The organism is Pseudomonas sp. Mb7 (assembly GCF_054790525.1).
In genome coordinates this window covers 340,694-358,522 of the sequence record NZ_CP186501.1, presented here as the reverse complement: position 1 = coordinate 358,522, position 17,829 = coordinate 340,694, and the positions used below count along the sequence as shown (strand labels likewise).

At 57.5% G+C, this 17,829-nt stretch carries 20 protein-coding genes and 2 pseudogenes; 8 read left to right on the top strand and 14 right to left on the bottom strand.

The genetic code is table 11. The features are described 5' to 3' along the window. Positions 1–29: 29 nt before the first annotated feature. Positions 30–437 carry a hypothetical protein gene (locus tag ACOYXH_RS01590; protein WP_220558054.1) on the bottom strand — a complete coding sequence of 136 codons (408 nt, stop codon included), beginning with the start codon at positions 435–437 and terminating at the stop codon, positions 30–32. A 218-nt stretch (positions 438–655) separates the two neighbouring features. Here ACOYXH_RS01590 and rlmF point away from each other — a divergent pair, with 218 nt between their 5' ends. Then, positions 656–1,675, top strand: coding sequence for a 23S rRNA (adenine(1618)-N(6))-methyltransferase RlmF (gene rlmF, locus ACOYXH_RS01585; protein ID WP_460410210.1), 1,020 nt, complete (start codon positions 656–658; stop codon positions 1,673–1,675). A gap of 193 nt (positions 1,676–1,868) precedes the next feature. Here the strand turns inward: rlmF and ACOYXH_RS01580 are convergent, their stop codons facing one another. Then, positions 1,869–2,150, bottom strand: a complete 282-nt coding sequence (locus tag ACOYXH_RS01580) for an HU family DNA-binding protein (protein ID WP_003221909.1) — start codon at positions 2,148–2,150, stop codon at positions 1,869–1,871. A gap of 395 nt (positions 2,151–2,545) precedes the next feature. Between ACOYXH_RS01580 and yejK the strand changes: the two genes are divergently transcribed. Both yejK and ACOYXH_RS01570 read left to right on the top strand, forming a co-directional pair. Then, positions 2,546–3,550, top strand: coding sequence for a nucleoid-associated protein YejK (gene yejK, locus ACOYXH_RS01575; RefSeq protein WP_016984999.1), 1,005 nt, complete (start codon positions 2,546–2,548; stop codon positions 3,548–3,550). Continuing rightward, positions 3,550–3,900: a glutaredoxin family protein gene (locus ACOYXH_RS01570; RefSeq protein ID WP_108226232.1), complete on the top strand. Its 351-nt coding sequence runs from the start codon at positions 3,550–3,552 to the stop codon at positions 3,898–3,900. Before yejK ends, ACOYXH_RS01570 begins: the two co-directional genes overlap by 1 nt. Before the next feature lie 116 nt (positions 3,901–4,016). On the opposite strand, the gene ACOYXH_RS01565 is transcribed toward ACOYXH_RS01570, so the two are convergent. Beyond that, positions 4,017–4,952: a glutathione S-transferase family protein gene (locus ACOYXH_RS01565; protein WP_460410209.1), complete on the bottom strand. Its 936-nt coding sequence runs from the start codon at positions 4,950–4,952 to the stop codon at positions 4,017–4,019. Between the two features lie 536 nt (positions 4,953–5,488). On the opposite strand from ACOYXH_RS01565, the gene ACOYXH_RS01560 reads away from it, so the two are divergent. After that, a complete protein-coding gene (locus ACOYXH_RS01560; protein WP_095050959.1) occupies positions 5,489–5,872 on the top strand; it encodes a DUF6124 family protein in 384 nt (127 codons plus the stop codon). 51 nt (positions 5,873–5,923) lie between these two features. On the opposite strand, the pseudogene ACOYXH_RS01555 reads toward ACOYXH_RS01560, so the two are convergent. The 7 genes and pseudogenes from ACOYXH_RS01555 to ACOYXH_RS01525 all read right to left on the bottom strand — a co-directional run bounded on the left by ACOYXH_RS01555 (position 5,924) and on the right by ACOYXH_RS01525 (position 9,914). After that, positions 5,924–6,162, bottom strand: a pseudogene (locus tag ACOYXH_RS01555) (ogr/Delta-like zinc finger family protein). A 158-nt stretch (positions 6,163–6,320) separates the two neighbouring features. Further along, a complete protein-coding gene (locus ACOYXH_RS01550; RefSeq protein ID WP_258709291.1) occupies positions 6,321–6,548 on the bottom strand; it encodes a hypothetical protein in 228 nt (75 codons plus the stop codon). Positions 6,549–6,706: 158 nt separating this feature from the next. Beyond that, positions 6,707–6,934: pseudogene (locus ACOYXH_RS01545) on the bottom strand (phage portal protein); the annotation flags it as partial. Between the two features lie 8 nt (positions 6,935–6,942). Further along, positions 6,943–7,245, bottom strand: a complete 303-nt coding sequence (locus ACOYXH_RS01540; RefSeq protein ID WP_008083651.1) for a GIY-YIG nuclease family protein — start codon at positions 7,243–7,245, stop codon at positions 6,943–6,945. Positions 7,246–7,285: 40 nt separating this feature from the next. Further along, on the bottom strand, positions 7,286–7,756 hold the full coding sequence (locus ACOYXH_RS01535; protein WP_077571232.1) for a nuclear transport factor 2 family protein: 471 nt from the start codon (positions 7,754–7,756) through the stop codon (positions 7,286–7,288). A gap of 204 nt (positions 7,757–7,960) precedes the next feature. Then, positions 7,961–9,265, bottom strand: a complete 1,305-nt coding sequence (locus ACOYXH_RS01530; protein WP_460410208.1) for a CynX/NimT family MFS transporter — start codon at positions 9,263–9,265, stop codon at positions 7,961–7,963. Then, positions 9,255–9,914, bottom strand: a complete 660-nt coding sequence (locus ACOYXH_RS01525; RefSeq protein ID WP_095050963.1) for a FadR/GntR family transcriptional regulator — start codon at positions 9,912–9,914, stop codon at positions 9,255–9,257. The genes ACOYXH_RS01530 and ACOYXH_RS01525 overlap by 11 nt, the downstream gene beginning before the upstream one ends. A gap of 166 nt (positions 9,915–10,080) precedes the next feature. Here ACOYXH_RS01525 and ACOYXH_RS01520 point away from each other — a divergent pair, with 166 nt between their 5' ends. Then, entirely contained in the window at positions 10,081–10,392 is a 312-nt protein-coding gene (locus ACOYXH_RS01520; protein WP_099758064.1) for a type II toxin-antitoxin system MqsR family toxin, read from the top strand. Then, a complete protein-coding gene (locus ACOYXH_RS01515) occupies positions 10,389–10,877 on the top strand; it encodes a type II toxin-antitoxin system MqsA family antitoxin (RefSeq protein WP_095050965.1) in 489 nt (162 codons plus the stop codon). Before ACOYXH_RS01520 ends, ACOYXH_RS01515 begins: the two co-directional genes overlap by 4 nt. 53 nt (positions 10,878–10,930) lie before the next feature. On the opposite strand, the gene ACOYXH_RS01510 is transcribed toward ACOYXH_RS01515, so the two are convergent. The 4 genes from ACOYXH_RS01510 to ACOYXH_RS01495 form a co-directional block, all read right to left on the bottom strand. Continuing rightward, a complete protein-coding gene (locus ACOYXH_RS01510) occupies positions 10,931–11,695 on the bottom strand; it encodes an amino acid ABC transporter ATP-binding protein (protein ID WP_038357653.1) in 765 nt (254 codons plus the stop codon). 11 nt (positions 11,696–11,706) lie between these two features. Continuing rightward, positions 11,707–12,801, bottom strand: coding sequence for an amino acid ABC transporter permease (locus tag ACOYXH_RS01505; RefSeq protein WP_150775253.1), 1,095 nt, complete (start codon positions 12,799–12,801; stop codon positions 11,707–11,709). A gap of 10 nt (positions 12,802–12,811) precedes the next feature. Then, positions 12,812–13,993 carry an amino acid ABC transporter permease gene (locus tag ACOYXH_RS01500; RefSeq protein ID WP_095050967.1) on the bottom strand — a complete coding sequence of 394 codons (1,182 nt, stop codon included), beginning with the start codon at positions 13,991–13,993 and terminating at the stop codon, positions 12,812–12,814. Positions 13,994–14,059: 66 nt separating this feature from the next. Further along, on the bottom strand, positions 14,060–15,091 hold the full coding sequence (locus ACOYXH_RS01495) for an amino acid ABC transporter substrate-binding protein (protein WP_095050968.1): 1,032 nt from the start codon (positions 15,089–15,091) through the stop codon (positions 14,060–14,062). A gap of 467 nt (positions 15,092–15,558) precedes the next feature. Here ACOYXH_RS01495 and ACOYXH_RS01490 point away from each other — a divergent pair, with 467 nt between their 5' ends. Together ACOYXH_RS01490 and rhlB are read left to right on the top strand one after the other, a co-directional pair. Beyond that, positions 15,559–16,215, top strand: a complete 657-nt coding sequence (locus tag ACOYXH_RS01490; RefSeq protein WP_258709288.1) for an alpha/beta hydrolase — start codon at positions 15,559–15,561, stop codon at positions 16,213–16,215. Positions 16,216–16,312: 97 nt separating this feature from the next. Further along, entirely contained in the window at positions 16,313–17,791 is a 1,479-nt protein-coding gene (rhlB, locus tag ACOYXH_RS01485) for an ATP-dependent RNA helicase RhlB (RefSeq protein WP_095050970.1), read from the top strand. Positions 17,792–17,829: the final 38 nt, after the last annotated feature.

Genomic DNA, 17,829 nt, shown 5'->3' with positions numbered 1-17,829 from the left:
CATTGGCCTCCCTTTTTTGTGCCCGCCAGTTACTCAGGACATGTCCCGCCACCTGGAAGATTCAAGTCGATTTTCACTAGCGCTCTTTTCGACTCCCCAATATCCACTCCATTACGCTCGACTGAATACTGAGCGCCTAGCGATCCGCTCCGAATGGGTTTGATCGCCGTTGCGTAGGGGCCTACATTCAGTTCCACGAACGACTCTCCACCAATAGAACCCAAGGTGTAAACAACCGTGGTTTCTGTGCCGGGAACAGGATCCATTCCGTTGGCCGTCGAATAGCCTTGCGTTTTTAACTCAATCCGATCCCCAGCCATCATGCCCGGTTGAATCATTATACGAACAGGAACACCGTTGACAGGACTGGGATTACTGGAACATGCGATGAATCCATGGTTAGCACTGGGAAAGGTGGCAGCAGTCAATTCAATCATTATCATCACTCTCAGAAAGAGCCCTGAACCTTTACAAGGCGTCTAACCAAGTAAAATCAAAAATGCAGCCGCTGCCAACTGTCAAATCTGACAGGTTATCAAGACAAATTTGGAATAAAGAATTTCATTTACCCTGCAAATACACCCGTTTGGTCGCGTGCGGTTTATATGTGGGACAATACCCGCCACTTTCAGCCATACCCGAATCGACCACGCCCATGAACGCCCCCCGCACACCCAAACCTGCGCGCAAAAAGCCTGACTCCGCGACCCCGGCCAAGACCGTTGCGCCGCGTGAAAAGGCCAGCCTGCACCCGCGCAATCGTCATCAGGGTCGTTACGACTTCCCGGCGCTGATCAAGACCACGCCGGAACTGGCGAAGTTCGTGATCACCAATCCGTACGGCAAGGAAAGCATCGACTTCGCCAGCCCCGATGCGGTGCGCGTGTTCAACAGGGCGTTGCTCAAGTCGTTCTATGGCATCCAGCATTGGGACATTCCGGCGGACTACCTCTGCCCGCCGGTGCCGGGCCGTGCCGATTACGTGCACTTCCTCGCCGACTTGCTGGCGAGCATGAACGACGGCAAGGTCCCGCGCGGCGCGATCGTCAACGTGCTGGACATCGGCATGGGCGCCAACTGCGTGTATCCGCTGATCGGTAACAGCGAGTACCGCTGGCATTTCCTCGGCTCGGAGATCGACCCGACCGCCGTGGCCGCAGCCAAAGCCATCGTTCAGTCCAACGATCTGAACAAGGTGATCCAGCTGCGCCAGCAGGAAAACCGCAAGCACATCCTGATCGGCTTGCTGGAACCGGGTGAGCGCTTTGACCTGACCATGTGCAACCCGCCGTTCCACGCCTCAATGGATGAAGCGACCAAGGGCAGCGAGCGCAAATGGCGCGCACTGGGCAAGGCTGATCCGAAACGCAAACTGCCGGTGTTGAACTTCGGCGGGCAATCGGCGGAGTTGTGGTGTGAAGGTGGCGAAGCGCGTTTCGTGACGCAACTGATCGCCGAGAGCGCGAACTTCCAGCATAAAGTGCTGTGGTTCAGCACCTTGGTGTCGAAAGCGTCGAACCTGCCGGCCATCGAAACCGCGCTGAAGAAGGCCGGTGTGCTGGAGAGTCAGGTCGTGGAGATGTCGCAGGGCCAGAAGCAAAGCCGTTTCGTCGCCTGGACGTTCCAGACCAAGTCCGAGCAGCAGATCTGGCGCCGCGAGCGCTGGGTTCGCTAACACACAGCAGGTCCCCTGTGGGAGCGAGCCTGCTCGCGAAGGCGGCGTGTCAGTTAGCTTCAATATCGACTGAACCACCGCATTCGCGAGCAGGCTCGCTCCCACACTGGCCCTGCGACTCAGTCGCCAAATCGCAGACACAAAAAAACCGTGCCCGGATCGCTCCGGTGCACGGTTTTTTTATCGCTGCGTCTTACTTGTTCACAGCGTCGGTCAGGCCTTTGGCCACAACCAGCTTGATCACTTTCTTAGCAGGGATTTCGATGGCAGCGCCAGTCGAAGGGTTACGGCCAGTGCGGGCAGGACGCTCGGTCACTTTCAGCTTGCCGATACCTGGCAAGGTGATTTCGCCGCCGTTTTCCAGCTGATCGGCAACGATTTGGCCCAGTTGGTCCAGAGCGTTACGCGCGGTGGTTTTCGGCGCGTCGATAGCTTCAGCGATGTCGGCGATCAGTTGGTCTTTAGTAAGAGCCATGTAGTGTTCCTTCCCTATCAAATTCATATGGATTGCAGAGTGCAGTGTCAGCCATCGAGCCCGATCTTCTGGATCTGGCACCCTCGGCGATAACCACGACGAGTCGGGTTATAGATACCGAAATCAGGGTTTGGTTCGACCTGACAAATGCTGATTGCACGCTTAACGCAGTGACTTCGCGTAAGACCGGGCAAAACTAGCACAGAGACGGGGAAATATCCGCCTCTAGCTACCCATTTGGTCAGCTTTATTGCGCTAAATCGGTAAAAAACTGCATATGCGTCAGTGCGCGCCCCGGTTTTGCCCTACAACCCGCGCCAAAACCAGTGGTTGCGGTACACTGGGCGCTTTTTCGGGGGAGCCTGCCCTCCTCCCTTCCAACAGCCGAGAAGCCCATGCCGATCCGTCATTGCATCGTCCACCTGATCGACAAAAAACCCGACGGCACGCCCGCAGTTCTGCACGCCCGTGACACGGAGCTGGCCGAGTCTGCAGCCATCGAGAACATGCTCGCCGACCTCAACGAGAGCTATAACGCCAAACAGGGCAAAGCCTGGGGCCTGTTCCATCCGGAGTCCGGTGCGTTCCCGTTCAGCGGCTGGCTGAAGGAATACATGGAAGGCGGCAAGGACTTCACCGCGTTCAGCAAAGTCGCGGTCGAGCACCTGCAGAAGCTGATGGAAGAGTCGAACCTGTCGGTCGGCGGTCACGTGTTGTTCGCCCACTATCAGCAAGGCATGACCGATTACCTGGCCATCGCCCTGCTCCACCACAGCGAAGGCGTGGCGGTGACCGATGAGCTGGACGTGACCCCTTCGCGCCACCTCGACCTCGGCCAGTTACACCTGGCGGCGCGGATCAACGTTTCCGAGTGGCAGAACAACAAGCAGTCCAAGCAATACATCTCGTTCATTAAAGGCAAGAACGGCAAAAAGGTCTCCGAGTACTTCCGCGACTTCATCGGTTGCCAGGAAGGCGTCGACGGCCCGGGCGAGACCCGCACGCTGCTCAAGGCTTTCAGTGACTTCGTCGAAAGCGAAGACCTGCCGGAAGACTCCGCCCGCGAGAAGACCAAGACCCTGGTCGATTACGCCAGCAGTCAGGCCAAACTCGGCGAACCGATGGGTCTGGAAGAGCTGTCGGAGCTGATCGACGAAGAGCGCCCGAAAGCCTTCTATGATCACATTCGCAACAAGGACTACGGCCTGTCGCCAGAGATTCCGGCGGACAAACGCACCCTGAATCAATTCCGCCGTTTCACCGGCCGCGCCGAAGGCCTGTCGATCAGCTTTGAAGCACACCTGCTGGGTTCGAAGATCGAATACGACGAAGAGGCTGGCACGCTGGTGATCAAAGGCCTGCCGACGTCGCTGACCGATCAGTTGAAGCGGCGTAACTGATGCTCGGCAATGTGCTGAAGAAGGTTGCACTGGTTCTGCTGGTGGTGGTCGTCTATCAGAACTGGGGCAAGATCGAGCGGGTGTTCAACCCGTCGCAAATGGTTGCAGAGCAGACGCGCGCACAGGCCAGCGTCGTGCTCTACGCCACCGACTGGTGCGGCTACTGCAAGCAGACCAAACGCTTTCTCGACAGTAAGGGCATTCCCTTCAAGGAGTTCGATATCGAGAAGGATGCCGAGGCGCGCAAGGCGTATGAGGCATTGGGTGGACGCGGGATTCCGTTGATCGACGTTAACGGTACGTTGATTCGCGGGTTCGACCCGGACGAAATCCTCGCCGCCCTGAAATAACCTGTAGGAGTGAGCCTGCTCGCGATAGCGGTGTGTCAGTCGATAAATCCGCCGATTGACACAACGCTATCGCGAGCAGGCTCACTCCTACAAAGTTTTGCATCAGACTTGAGAGATCAGCGGGCTTCGATGCGGAAACCAAAGCGCGGGAAGTGCACATGCACCACACCGCCACGCTCGTCTTCACGACGAATGATCAACTCCTCGCTACCGGCAAACAGCAACTCACCCACCACCGGATCAACCCCGTAATCCGTCGCGGCGATCGCCACCTGCTGCCCAGCCTTGTAGCCGTTCGGATCAACAAACTGCTCATCCGGCAATGCCGCCGGTGTCGCGTTGCGTGCAATCTCAAGCGCCTCCTCGGAGGTCATCGCACTCGCCGCGCCATGACCAAAGCCCAGCACTCGACTCAGCCACGCCGAAACCGCCGGATACTCATCCACCAGCGGCGCCGTCACATGCGTCGCCTTGAGGAACCACAGCGGATGCGCCAATGCGAAGTCAGCAATCGACGGCTCGCCAAACAGGAAGTCGCCTTGCTCGCGCTGCAACTGCTGCTCAAGGCGGGCCATGATCGTCGGCCATTGATGCTTGGCCTGTTCGGCGGACAGACGTGTGGCACTGCCGCCCGAGAACAAACCGGCGCGGTCGGCAATAAACGCTTTGATCGCTTCCGGCGGCAGCTTGGCAAAACGAACCGCCACCGATTCTGGCTGAAACACCAGACTCACCGCATGTTGAAACACCACCGAGTCAGCCCACGTGGCAAAACTGGCAGCGGTGAATTCCTGGCCTTCGGGGAAGAACGCCGGCAACGCCTTTTCCTGCTCCAGACGCCGCGCGATCAGAGAAGTGTCGCAATAGATATCAGCGCCAATCTGCAGCACCGGGGTCTTGCGATAGCCGCCGGTCAGGGCGGTCAGATCCGGTTTCGGCATCACCGGCGAGATATGCACCGAGCGCCACGACAAGCCTTTGAAGCCCAGCAGCAGACGGGCCTTCTCGGCAAATGGGGAGGTCGGGTAATGATGCAGAATCAACTCGGACATGCTCGGCTCCGCCGCTCAGATAGTGAGCTGGCAGCTTAGCGCGCATTTGCTTAGCAGCCTACAGATCTGCCTGATGGGAACTGATCAGTCAGATTGATAAGAGTGCTGCAGTGATCGCGTCATCCAGATATGGCGTTAGCGCACTGTCCGACTGAAAAAGTCATGGAACTCTTCGGTAATTACACGCAATTTTCCACATCCGTTTAAAGACACTCAGTGTTACGCGCAAAGGCCCACAAATTCTTGCGCCACTGCCTACGCGTGCGCCAGAATCCGCCGGCTTGTGCGCCTTGGACTGGCTGCGTAACTTGGAACCGTCACTGATTTCCAGTGATCGAGCTTAGCGGCTTGGTTTCGTTCACTTCCGGTTGCACAAGTATCATCCCGTCAGGCATTCGCCTGCGCTTGATGGTGGCTGTGCGCATGGCACCCTCGGGTGCGCCGGGTTTCGGAGTGACCGGTCCGCTAACTTGCGCATAGCCGCCACCCTTTCGCTTAGCGGCGGGAAGGTTACGGCCTCATCGAGGTACACTCCCATGTTCAAGATAACGCCAAACCCGCCGACCATAGACCTGGCAGCCGTCACCGATCCGACATCCCCCTACGAATCCCCCGATTCGAAAAAACTCAACGAAGCCGCCGAACGCGCACTCGACCATTATTTAGGCCCACCCACGGCCCGGATCATGGAGACGCCCTATCAACCCAACCGCCTCTACATGGCCAACCCGCAATCGGATGCCGAATCCCTGCTGGTCGACGCGTGTGAAACCTTGGGGTCGGCGAGTGTGATGCTCAATGATTTTGCCGGCCAGTTAGAAGGCCCACGTCGTAAAACACTGCAAGGCATAGCGCAAATCGTCATGGTGGCGGAGATGGCTGTCAATCAGGTGGTGGATAAATTAGTGCCCACTGAGTAAATGAAATTAGTGGCGAGAGGTGTACTCTCGCCACTATGGTAAAGACCTAAGTTACTCAAATAAATCATGTTGTTTTTCGCGTGGTAAAGCTCGTAGTCGGTCGAACAGTAGGCGATCAACCGCTTGAGCAAGCGGATTGAGTGTGTGTGTAAAAATGTAAGATTAGTGACCCAAGTATGCCCACATGCAGTCGAGCCGCATTGACAGTAAAGTCGAGCGAACTCCAATGAAAGCTCTTCTCGAGAAACAATCCGACCTTTCTCATCACAGGCTTTGCAGCTCACCGTCATTTAGACCGACTCAGACATGACAAAACCTAAATTCCAACACCATTAAATCCACTCCTCGCCAACTTACCCCTAAAGCCTTTAAAACAGCAGCACACGCTAATTGATAAATGCAAACTCTGCACCCGCCGACCAACCAACACTAAAAGATAAGAATACAATCATCTTTTGATAGTTGTCGTTTTTTCTATTGAGGGCGCGCTGTAAGCATCAACGCCACGCGCGCTAAGCTGAATATCATTATAAACAACCGTGGCTATGTTTCGCGCCCAGTCGAGACGAACCTCAACTATTGGAGTAGACAACCCATACTCTTTCGCAAACTTATCCCTAACGGACACCTCGGTATCAATAGCTTTCACGATCGGAAACTCTGCTGCCTTCGACATTTTGAAGCTCCTAAACACTAGCCAGCTAAATTAAAGTCTTAGTATTGGTAAGACTGGAGCCTTTAGCCTGTCATTAAAAGAAGATCGAAACCACTGTCAAACCTGACAGGTCTTTAGTAGATTTTGCGATTTAAAATTATATTAATACAATTGATTTACTATAAAGATGCCCAATAAATTTTCCTGTCATGTCGCAGCGATCTGTTCACCTGATTGAACAACTGGCTAATCGGTCGTATCTCATTATTTGTATAAACCCGATCTATCTTCTCGATATCACCAAACCCCGCCGCATTCTCTGGCATCCCCCCCAGCGCTGAGTTCATTCGCCACGCAGCGATCACGTCATTGCTTGTGATGCTGTTGATGCGCTCGAACTCGTCTTTTGTTGCAATCAGTCAGATTGATAAGACGCGACCAGGCATTCCTTGGCGCTCTTCCTGAGTTTTTTGATCAAACGTTCCTGGCGTAGCGCATCGCTCTTGTCGCGGCACAGTTCGGTATAAACCAGCGCCATCGCCGGGCTGGAGAGGAAGAACCGTGCGCCTTTGCCACTTTGATGCTTGGCGAAACGACGCACCGGATCGTCGCTGATCCCGCAGTACAACGAGCCATTGGCGGCGCGAACGAGGTAGACGAACCAGGACTTGCTCACGGGTTCGGCGACGTCGACAGATTTTTCGCTAAGGCTGGTCACTTCGGGATCTGAACGTGTAGGAAAACAGGCGGCGATCTTATCAGCGACCGGCCTGAAATGCCTTCAGTCCCTTCAATGCCTGGGCGCGCACGGCGTTGCGCACCAGTGGCGTCCAGCCCAGCAGCAGGCCTTTGAAACCGAGGGCCTGACGCGACCAGCGCCACAGATCGAAGTGATCGTGGTGCTCGCAGATCTTGCCGTCACGGAAGACGAAACGGGCCTGGATATCGTTGATGACAATGTTGCCGGTCTGGCTGAACAGGTAGGTCGCGACCCAATGTGCGCCACCGCTGCGCTCATCGGCGCGGACGTTGTCGAAGGTCAGCGAGAAGTCTTTGGCGCGGGTGGTGAGCATGCGCCACATGTCGCCGGCATCGCGCCCGCGCAGTTCGCCGAAGGCCGGATCACTGAACACGACGTCGTCGGTGTAGCAGGCGGCCATGGCTTCGGCATCGAGGCGCTGGAAGGCCTGGTAGAAGCGGGTGATCAACGCGGCGTGGGCTTCGCTCATGGGCAAACTCCAAAATAGGTACAGAGTGCCAGCACCATAATCTGCAATGCGCAGAAACACTATCGGCATTCGTAAACCGAATACCCGCTGTACACAAAACCCATGTAGGAGTGAGCCTGCTCGCGATAGCGGTGTGTCAGTCAGCGCAACGTTGACTGGTATAAAGCTATCGCGAGCAGGCTCACTCCTACAGTTTGAACCGCGTCAGATTTTTTCGCTTTGCACTTGCACGTACAACGCACGCCCGGCGCCGAGGCCAGCGATGATCGCACCGGTGCCAATGATGCCGAAGATCCAGCCCACGGCATTCCAGCCGCCGGTCCAGTCATGCACCACGCCGACCGCAAACGGCCCCATCGACGCCAACGTGTAACCGAAACCCTGAGACATGCTCGACAGATTCGCCGCAACATGCGAATCACGCGAACGCAGCACAATCAACGTCAGCGCCAGACTGAACGTACCGCCCTGCCCCAGCCCCAACAGAATCGCCCAGCCCCACAGGCCTTCGATCGGCGCGTACAGGCAACCGAACAGCCCGCAAAGAGTCAGCGCCATGACCACGACGATCGCCAGACGCTGATCCTTGCCGCGCGTCGCCAGCCACGGCGCAGCCAACGAACTGGCGAGCTGGATGATCACCGAACCGGACAACACCAGACCGGCCTGGGTCGGCGTCAGGCCGCGACCAATCAGGATCGACGGCAACCAGCCGAACACAATGTAGGCCAGCGACGATTGCAGGCCCATGTACAAGGTCACCTGCCAGGCCAACGGATCACGCAGCAGCCCGCGCACACGGTAGGCGACGTTGTGCGCGCCATGTTTCTGCCCGACTTGCGGCAGCCAGAACACTGCTGCAACCAGCGCCGGAATCACCCAGAAACCCAGGCCCATCGCCCAACTGTGACCGAAATGTTCACTCAGCGGCACGCTGGAACCCGCCGCCATCGCCGCGCCCAGACACAGCGCCATGGTGTACACGCCGGTCATGGTGCCGGCGTGTTTGGCGAAGTCGCGCTTGACGATGCCCGGCAGCAAAACTCCGATGATGCCGATACTCGCGCCGCCCAATACGCTGCCAGCGAACAGGCCGATCTCGCCGAAGTTGCTGCGCAAGATAATCCCGCCGGCCAGTGTCAGTAGAATTCCCAACACCACCCGTTCAGCGCCAAAACGCCGCGCCAGAATCGGTGCCAGTGGGGCGAACAATCCCAGGCACAGCACTGGCAGTGTGGTCAGCAAACCGGCCTGAGCTGCCGACAAACCGAGGCTTTTCGACACATCACTAAGCAGCGGCGCCATGCTCGACAGCGCCGGACGCAAATTCAGCGCGACCAGAATCAAGCCCAGCAACAACAACCACGGCCGGCGCACCAGCGGATGGCTTTGTTGCACTTGCTCGTCGTCGGCCTCGGCGTCGATCAGCAGCTCTTCAAGCTCTGCCGTGCGTTTTGGGGTTGTGGATAGCTCACTGCGGGACATGGATTTCTCGGTTTCAAGGTTCATTGATCAACTGCCTCGACAAAGCTTTGGCCCGTTCCGGGTCGCGTTGCTCGACCGCATCGAGTAACTCGATATGCAAGTCGAACACTTCCTGACGGCGCGGGACGATATTCAGGGTCTGGCGCAATTGCGCACCGACGATGCTCGAGAAATAGCGATAAAGCTCGCTGAGGGTCGGGTTGTGCGCGGCATCGACCAGACGACGGTGGAACACCAGATCGCAGGCGATATAGGTGTCGAGATCGCCGTGGTAGTGGCTGCCGCTGGTGCCGAGCGCTTCACGCAATGCGACGAGGTCCTCGTCGGTACGGCGCAACGCCGCCAGGCCGATGGCCTCGACTTCGAGAATGTGCCGGGTTTCCCGTGCCTGATCCAGCGAGCAGCGTGACAACGCTTTCAGCGTATCGAGCGGATCGACCACGGCGCGCAAGTAACTGCCATCGCCCTGGCGAATCTCGATCAGTCCGGAAAACGCCAGCACGCGCATGGCTTCGCGCACGGTGTTGCGGCTGATGCCCAGCTCGGCGCACAGCTCGGGTTCGGTCGGCAAACGCTCGCCAACCTGCCAGGCACCGCTGTTGATGCGCTGACGAAGCTGATCCAGAGCCTGATCGACCAGGGATCGCTTAACGAGTGGAGAGATATCTGACATAGGATTTTCCCTTTCATCCAATCATAGGATGAATTTTCTGACATGTTAGTCAGACCCGTGTAGGACGGCAACCACCTAGGGTCAATCGGAGACACATGGAGCGATATTTTCGATTGGTCAAAATTACCCTTTAAGGGTAATTTCAGGGACAGGGTTTTGGTTTCTTATGGAAAAGAACACACCCCATTATGAGCTGGCGGTGATCAAGGCTGAGGTCAGGCGGCTTGGAAGAAGGGCCTTTACCAGAAGCTCTGCAGAATCCGGTGATCTTCTCGGCTTTAGCATAAGAGAGATGCAAGAAATCGTTTACGAGCTGCAGAACAGGATGTTGTACAAGTCGATGACCAGCTATGACGATCATCGAGTCTGGCAGGACGTGTATCACACCCATTCACAAGATCTGGAGATTTACATCAAGGTGACATACCGCCCTGCCGGCGGCGCACCGGTAATCTCCTTCAAGGAGAAAAACCCATGAAAACCCGGCAATGTTTCAGCTGTGGTGCCCGTGAGGGAATGAGGCATTTCGAGGGGCGAGGCGAGACCCTGAGTGTCAAAGGCATGGAGCGCCGTGTAACCGATCTTTCTGGCTGGGAATGCCAGCAGTGCGGCGAAGTCGAGTGGGATGACGATACCGATAGCGCGGAACGTTATACGAAAGCAGGCGATGAGCTGGTTATCGCCGCCAGACAAATGATCGGTGCCGAGATGAAACGTATTCGACGCAAATTGCACCTGACGCAAAAAGAGACGGTGCAACTGCTCTCCGGCGGCGGGCATAACGCGTTCTCTCGTTACGAGCGGGGTGAATTACTTCCACCCAGAGCATTGGTGCTGCTCATGCGCCTGCTGGACCGACATCCCTACATGCTTGTCGATATTCAAACCTTGGCAGAAGGCGCCGACCTGCGAGGTTTCAAGCACACAGTCCACAAAGAACACGAAACCCTCACCGTATCCTGACCCACAAAAAAACAAACCCGGCACAAGGCCGGGTTTGATTTACACACAAACCATCAATGCAAAATCTGACTCAAGAACAACTTCGTCCGCTCGTTCTGCGGATTATCGAAGAAGTCATTCGGCGCCGCCTGTTCAACGATTTCACCTTTGTCCATGAAGATCACGCGGTTGGCCACAGTACGGGCAAAGCCCATCTCGTGAGTCACGCAAAGCATGGTCATGCCGTCTTCAGCCAGGCCGATCATGGTGTCCAGAACCTCTTTCACCATCTCCGGATCGAGCGCTGAAGTCGGTTCATCGAACAGCATGATTTTCGGTTTCATGCACAGCGCGCGGGCGATCGCCACACGCTGTTGCTGACCACCGGACAGTTGCCCCGGAAACTTGTGCGCCTGCTCAGGAATGCGAACGCGCTCCAGGTAGTGCATGGCGATTTCTTCGGCCTTGCGCTTGGGCATCTTGCGTACCCACATCGGCGCTAGGGTGCAGTTCTGCAAAATGGTCAGGTGCGGGAACAGGTTGAAGTGCTGGAACACCATGCCGACTTCACGGCGGATCGCTTCGATCTGCTTGAGGTCGTTGGTCAGTTCCACGCCGTCGACGACGATGCGGCCCTGCTGGTGTTCTTCCAGACGATTGAGGCAACGAATCGTGGTCGACTTGCCGGAACCCGACGGCCCGCACAGGACGATACGCTCGCCCTGTTTGACGTTGAGGTTGATGTCTTTGAGCACGTGGAACTGGCCGTACCACTTGTTGACGCCCTGCATCTGAATAATGCCTTCAGGACCTGCAGGCTTTTTGATTGCTTCACTCATTTACACAACTCCTAACGCTTGTGGCCAGTGTCGAGCTTGCGTTCCAGATGCATGGAATAGCGCGACATACCAAAACAGAAAATCCAGAACACCAGGGCGGCGAACACGTAGCCTTCGGTGGCCATGCCCAGCCATTTCGGATCGGCAGCGGCTTGCTTGACGCTGTTGAGCAGGTCAAACAGGCCGATGATGATCACAAGGCTAGTGTCCTTGAACAGCGCAATGAAGGTGTTGACGATGCCGGGAATCACCAGCTTCAGGGCTTGCGGCAGAATCACCAGGCCCATCGAGCGCCAGTAACCGAGGCCCATCGCCGCAGCCGCTTCGTACTGACCTTTGGGAATCGCTTGCAGACCGCCGCGCACCACTTCGGCGACATAGGCCGACTGGAACAGGATCACGCCGATCAGTGCCCGCAGCAGTTTGTCGAAATTCATGCCTTCCGGCAGGAACAGCGGCAGCATCACCGAAGACATGAACAGCACCGTGATCAACGGCACGCCGCGCCAGAATTCGATAAAGGTCACGCAGACCACACGAATCGCCGGCATGTTCGAACGTCGACCCAGCGCCAGCACGATCCCCAGCGGCAACGCACCGGCGATGCCGACCGTGGCGATCACCAGAGTCAGCATCAGGCCGCCCCACTGGCTGGTCGCCACGTTGGTCAGACCGAAACCACCGTGCAGCAGGATGAAGGCAATGATCGGGTACAGCACCAGGAAGCTCAGCCCGTAGATCGCTTTACGCGGCACACGCGAGATGAACAATGGCGCCGCGCCGATCACCGCCAGCCACACGGTCAGGTCGACGCGCCAGCGCAGTTCCGTCGGGTAATAGCCGTACATGAACTGGCCGAAACGCTGCTGAATGAACACCCAGCAGGCGCCCTCCTTGGTGCAGTCGGCGCGGGTGGTGCCGACCCAGTTGGCATCGACAATCGCCCAACTGAGGATCGGTGGCACCACGAGATAAATCAGGTAGAACGCAAACAGCGTCAGCAAGGTATTGAGCCAGCTGGAGAACATGTTCGCGCGCATCCACGCCACCACGCCGATGCTGCTGTTCGGTGGGGGCATGTCGGGTTTGAAAGTATGAGTACTCATGCGCTTTTCCTTACCGCTCGATCAGCGCAATGCGCTTGTTGTACCAGTTCATCAGCAGAGAGATGCTGATACTGATCGCCAGGTACACGCTCATCGTGATGGCAATCACTTCGATGGCTTGACCGGTCTGGTTGAGCACGGTGCCGGCGAACAGCGACACCATTTCCGGGTAACCGATACCGGCCGCCAGCGAGGAGTTCTTCGCCAGATTGAGGTATTGGCTGGTCAGGGGCGGAATGATCACGCGCAGGGCTTGCGGAATGATCACCTTGCGCAGCGTCGGGCCGTTGCGCAGGCCGAGCGAGCGCGCCGCTTCTGTCTGGCCATGGCTGACCGATTTGATGCCCGAACGCACGATCTCGGCGATAAACGCCGCGGTGTACACGGTCAGGGCCAGGGTCAAGGCGAGCAGTTCCGGGATCAGCACCCAGCCGCCAACAAAGTTAAAGCCTTTGAGTTCAGGCATTTCCCAGTGCAGCGGAGCGCCGAAGATCAGTGCGCACAAGGTCGGGATCACCAGCAGAATCGCCAGGCCCACCCAGAACTTGTGGAACGGCACGCCGGTTTCTTCAAAGCGCTTGTTGGCCCAGCGGCACATCAGCACGATGCCGACGATGGCCACCACGATGCTGATCACGAACGCCCAGAAACCATCAGCGGCCAACGCGGCCGGCATGTTCAGGCCTCGGCTGCTGACGAAGAAGGTGTCACCGAAGTTATGACTGTTGCGCGGTCCCGGCATGGTCAGGAATACCGCGAAGTACCAGAACAGGATTTGCAGCAGCGGCGGAATGTTGCGGAACACTTCCACATATACAGTCGCCAGTTTGCTGATGATCCAGTTCTGCGACAGCCGCGCCACGCCGATGATGAAACCGAGGATCGTCGCCAGAATCACGCCGATCACGGTCACCAACAGGGTGTTGAGCAGACCGATGACAAAGACGCGGGCATAGCTGTCCGCTTCCGTGTAGTCGATCAGGTGTTGAGCGATGCCGAACCCGGCACTGCGCTCCAGAAAGCCGAAACCGGAAGTAATGCCCCGGTGCTGAAGGTTGGTTTGCGTGTTGTCGAACAAGTACCAGCCCAGCGAGACCACCGCCACAACGGTGATGATCTGGAATAGCCACGCACGCACTCGTGGATCGCTGAGGCTGAGCCTCTGCTTTGGTGCGCCGATTGAATTTTGCATGAAGTGCCCCGGAAGAAATGGAACAAGAACATCACCCGGCGGTTGGCCCGCCGGGCGATAGAACCATTAGCGCACTGGTGGTGCGTACTGAATGCCGCCGTTGTTCCACAGGGCGTTCAAGCCGCGGTCAATTTCCAGCGGAGTGCTCTTGCCGAGGTTTTTCTCGAAGATTTCGCCGTAGTTGCCGACTTGTTTGACGATCTGCACAACCCAGTCTTTCGGCAGTTTCAGGTCTTTGCCGTACTCGCCGTCAGCGCCGAGCATACGGGCAACGTCCGGGTTCTTGGTCGACTTGGCTTCGGCTTCGACGTTCTTCGAAGTGATACCGGCTTCTTCAGCATTGAGCAGCGCGTAGCCAACCCAGCGCACGATGGCCAGCCACTCATCATCACCGTTACGTACGACCGGGCCCAGCGGTTCTTTGGAAATGGTTTCCGGCAGAACCACGTAGTCCTTCGGCGAGGCCAGCTTGGAGCGCTGGGCGAACAGTTGGGACTTGTCGGAGGTCAGCACGTCGCAACGACCGGATTCCAGCGACTTGGCGCTTTCATCGGAGGTGTCGAAGGTGATCGGGGTGTATTTCAGACCGTTGCCACGGAAGTAGTCGGAAACGTTCAGCTCGGTGGTGGTACCGGCCTGGATGCAGATGGTTGCACCGTCCAGCTCTTTGGCACTTTTCACGCCCAGCTTGTTGTTAACCAGGAAACCGATGCCGTCGTAGTAGGTAATGAAGCCTGGGAATTTCAGGCCCATGCCCGCGTCACGGGAACTGGTCATGGTGGTGTTGCGCGACAGGATGTCGATCTCGCCCGATTGCAGCGCGGTGAAGCGCTCTTTGGCGTTCAACTGACTGAATTTGACCTTGGTCGCGTCGCCGAATACGGCAGCGGCCACAGCGCGGCAGACGTCAGCGTCGATCCCGAGGATCTTGCCGGTTGCGTCCGGTACCGAGAAGCCCGGCAGACCGTCGCTCACGCCACACTGCACGAAACCTTTCTTCTGCACGGCATCCAGGGTTGCACCCGCCTGAGCGAACCCGCTGACGCCGAGAACTGTTGCTGCAGTCACGATCGCCAGAGTGGATTTCAACATCTTCATTCAAACCTCCAGTTTTGCTCTTGTTGTGTCGGAGCTTGAGTCCAGTCGCACCCTTTTGAGGCGTTGTTGACCCGTGTTGGCTTTTTTTGGGGTCAACCGACGTAAGACCTTCGCTATGAGTCTAGTAGGAGAAAATCCACATCATGGACAACTCACTTCTCACCAATCGGCCGAACGGGCTGTAGCCCTTTCACATTCGCTAAGCCCGTAGCGGCCATTGGCGAACATCCATCACCGGATTCTTTGCAATCCCGTCGCGGGTCGTACACTGATAGTGTTACCGCCCACGCAAGATCGGTTGCACGGTTCAAGCCATAGCAAAGCCCGTACCACACCGCTCACCGAATCGATTCGGCGACAGGTCAATAGCAAAACTTGTAACCTTGCGACATCTTCTTAACGGATCAACCGGACGCGCACTCGAACCACGCACTTAATGAGAGCGCCCGCACATTTTTGGAGCAGACATGACCGAGCCCTTGATTCTTCAGCCTGTTAAGCCCGCAGACGCCTGCGTGATCTGGCTGCACGGCCTCGGCGCCGACCGTTACGACTTCCTGCCGGTGGCCGAGGCATTGCAGGAAAGCCTGCTGAGCACTCGCTTCGTGTTGCCACAGGCGCCAACTCGTCCAGTGACGATAAATGGCGGATATGCCATGCCAAGCTGGTACGACATCAAAGCCATGAGCCCGGCGCGCGCGATCGATCGTGATGAGCTGGAAGCGTCGGCGGATCGCATCATTGAATTGATCGAAAACGAGCGCGCCAGCGGAATAGACGCCTCGCGAATTTTTCTCGCCGGGTTTTCCCAGGGTGGCGCGGTGGTGTTGCACACTGCATTTATGAAATGGCAGGGGCCATTGGGCGGCGTGCTGGCGTTGTCGACATATGCGCCGACCTTCAGTGATGAGATGGAGCTGTCAGCCAGTCAGCAGCGGATTCGCGCGATATGCCTGCACGGCCAGTTCGATGGCGTGGTGCAAAACTCGATGGGGCGCAGTGCTTATGAGCATTTGGTGAAGCATGGTGTCACCGTGACATGGCAGGAATACCCAATGGAGCACGAAGTGTTACCCGAGGAAATTCGCGACATCGGTGCCTGGTTGACCGAACGTTTGCGCTAAGCGTCGAGATTAAAGCCGCCCTTTGATCCCTCCCACTACGCCGCGCCCGTTTCTTGCATTACACTGGCCGGCGTACATTCCTTAACCAATTGATGAGATGACCGTGCTCAAAGCACTCAAGAAGATGTTCGGTAAAAGCGAGGCTGAGCAGCTCGCGCCAGTTCCCAGTGCGCCGTCGCACGCCCCCGGTCATCGCAACGATGCGCCACAGGCCGACCGCCCCGCTCACGTAGCGGCACCGAAGGCAGAACCACAACCTGCACCGGCCGCGCCAATCGCTGCCGAACCTGCCCGCAGCGAAGCGCCGAAACCGGCCAGACCGCGCCGCGAACCGAAGCCCAAGGCACCGGTTATTCCGTGGAAACTCGAGGATTTTGTCGTCGAGCCACAGGAAGGCAAAACCCGCTTCCACGATTTCAAGCTGTCTCCAGAACTGATGCACGCCATCCAGGATCTGGGTTTTCCGTACTGCACGCCGATTCAGGCGCAGGTCCTGGGTTACACCCTCGCCGGCAAAGACGCCATTGGCCGTGCGCAGACCGGCACCGGTAAAACCGCCGCGTTCCTGATCTCGATCATCACCCAGCTGCTGCAGACCCCGCCGCCGAAAGAACGCTACATGGGCGAACCCCGTGCGCTGATCATCGCGCCGACCCGTGAGCTGGTGGTACAAATCGCCAAGGACGCCGCTGACCTGACCAAGTACACCGGCCTCAACGTCATGACGTTTGTTGGCGGCATGGACTTCGACAAGCAGCTCAAGCACCTCGAAGCGCGTCACTGCGACATCCTCGTCGCCACACCGGGCCGTCTACTCGACTTTAACCAGCGTGGCGACGTGCACCTGGACATGGTCGAAGTGATGGTGCTGGACGAAGCCGATCGCATGCTCGACATGGGTTTCATCCCGCAGGTACGTCAGATCATTCGCCAGACGCCGCCGAAATCCGAGCGCCAGACCTTGCTGTTTTCCGCGACCTTCACCGAAGACGTGATGAACCTCGCCAAGCAGTGGACCACCGACCCTGCGATCGTCGAAATCGAAATCACCAACGTTGCCAACGAAAACGTCGAGCAGCACATCTATGCGGTGGCCGGTGCCGACAAGTACAAACTGCTCTACAACCTGGTCAACGATAACGGCTGGGAACGAGTGATCGTGTTTGCCAACCGCAAGGACGAAGTGCGCCGCATCGAAGAACGCCTGGTGCGCGATGGCATCAACGCCGCGCAACTGTCCGGCGATGTGCCACAGCACAAGCGCATCAAGACCCTGGAAGGTTTCCGCGAAGGCAAGATTCGCGTGCTGGTCGCCACCGATGTGGCCGGTCGCGGCATCCACATCGACGGCATCAGCCACGTGATCAACTTCACCCTGCCGGAAGTCCCGGACGACTACGTGCACCGCATCGGCCGGACCGGTCGTGCTGGCGCCGACGGTGTGTCGATCAGCTTCGCCGGTGAGGACGACTCCTACCAGTTGCCGTCCATCGAAGAGAAGCTCGGTCGCAAGATCAGCTGTGAAACGCCGCCGACGCATCTGTTGCGCGCGGTTGAGCGCAAGCGTCCGCAGTAAACGACGTTTAAAGGAAAAGCGCAGCCGGCAACGGACTG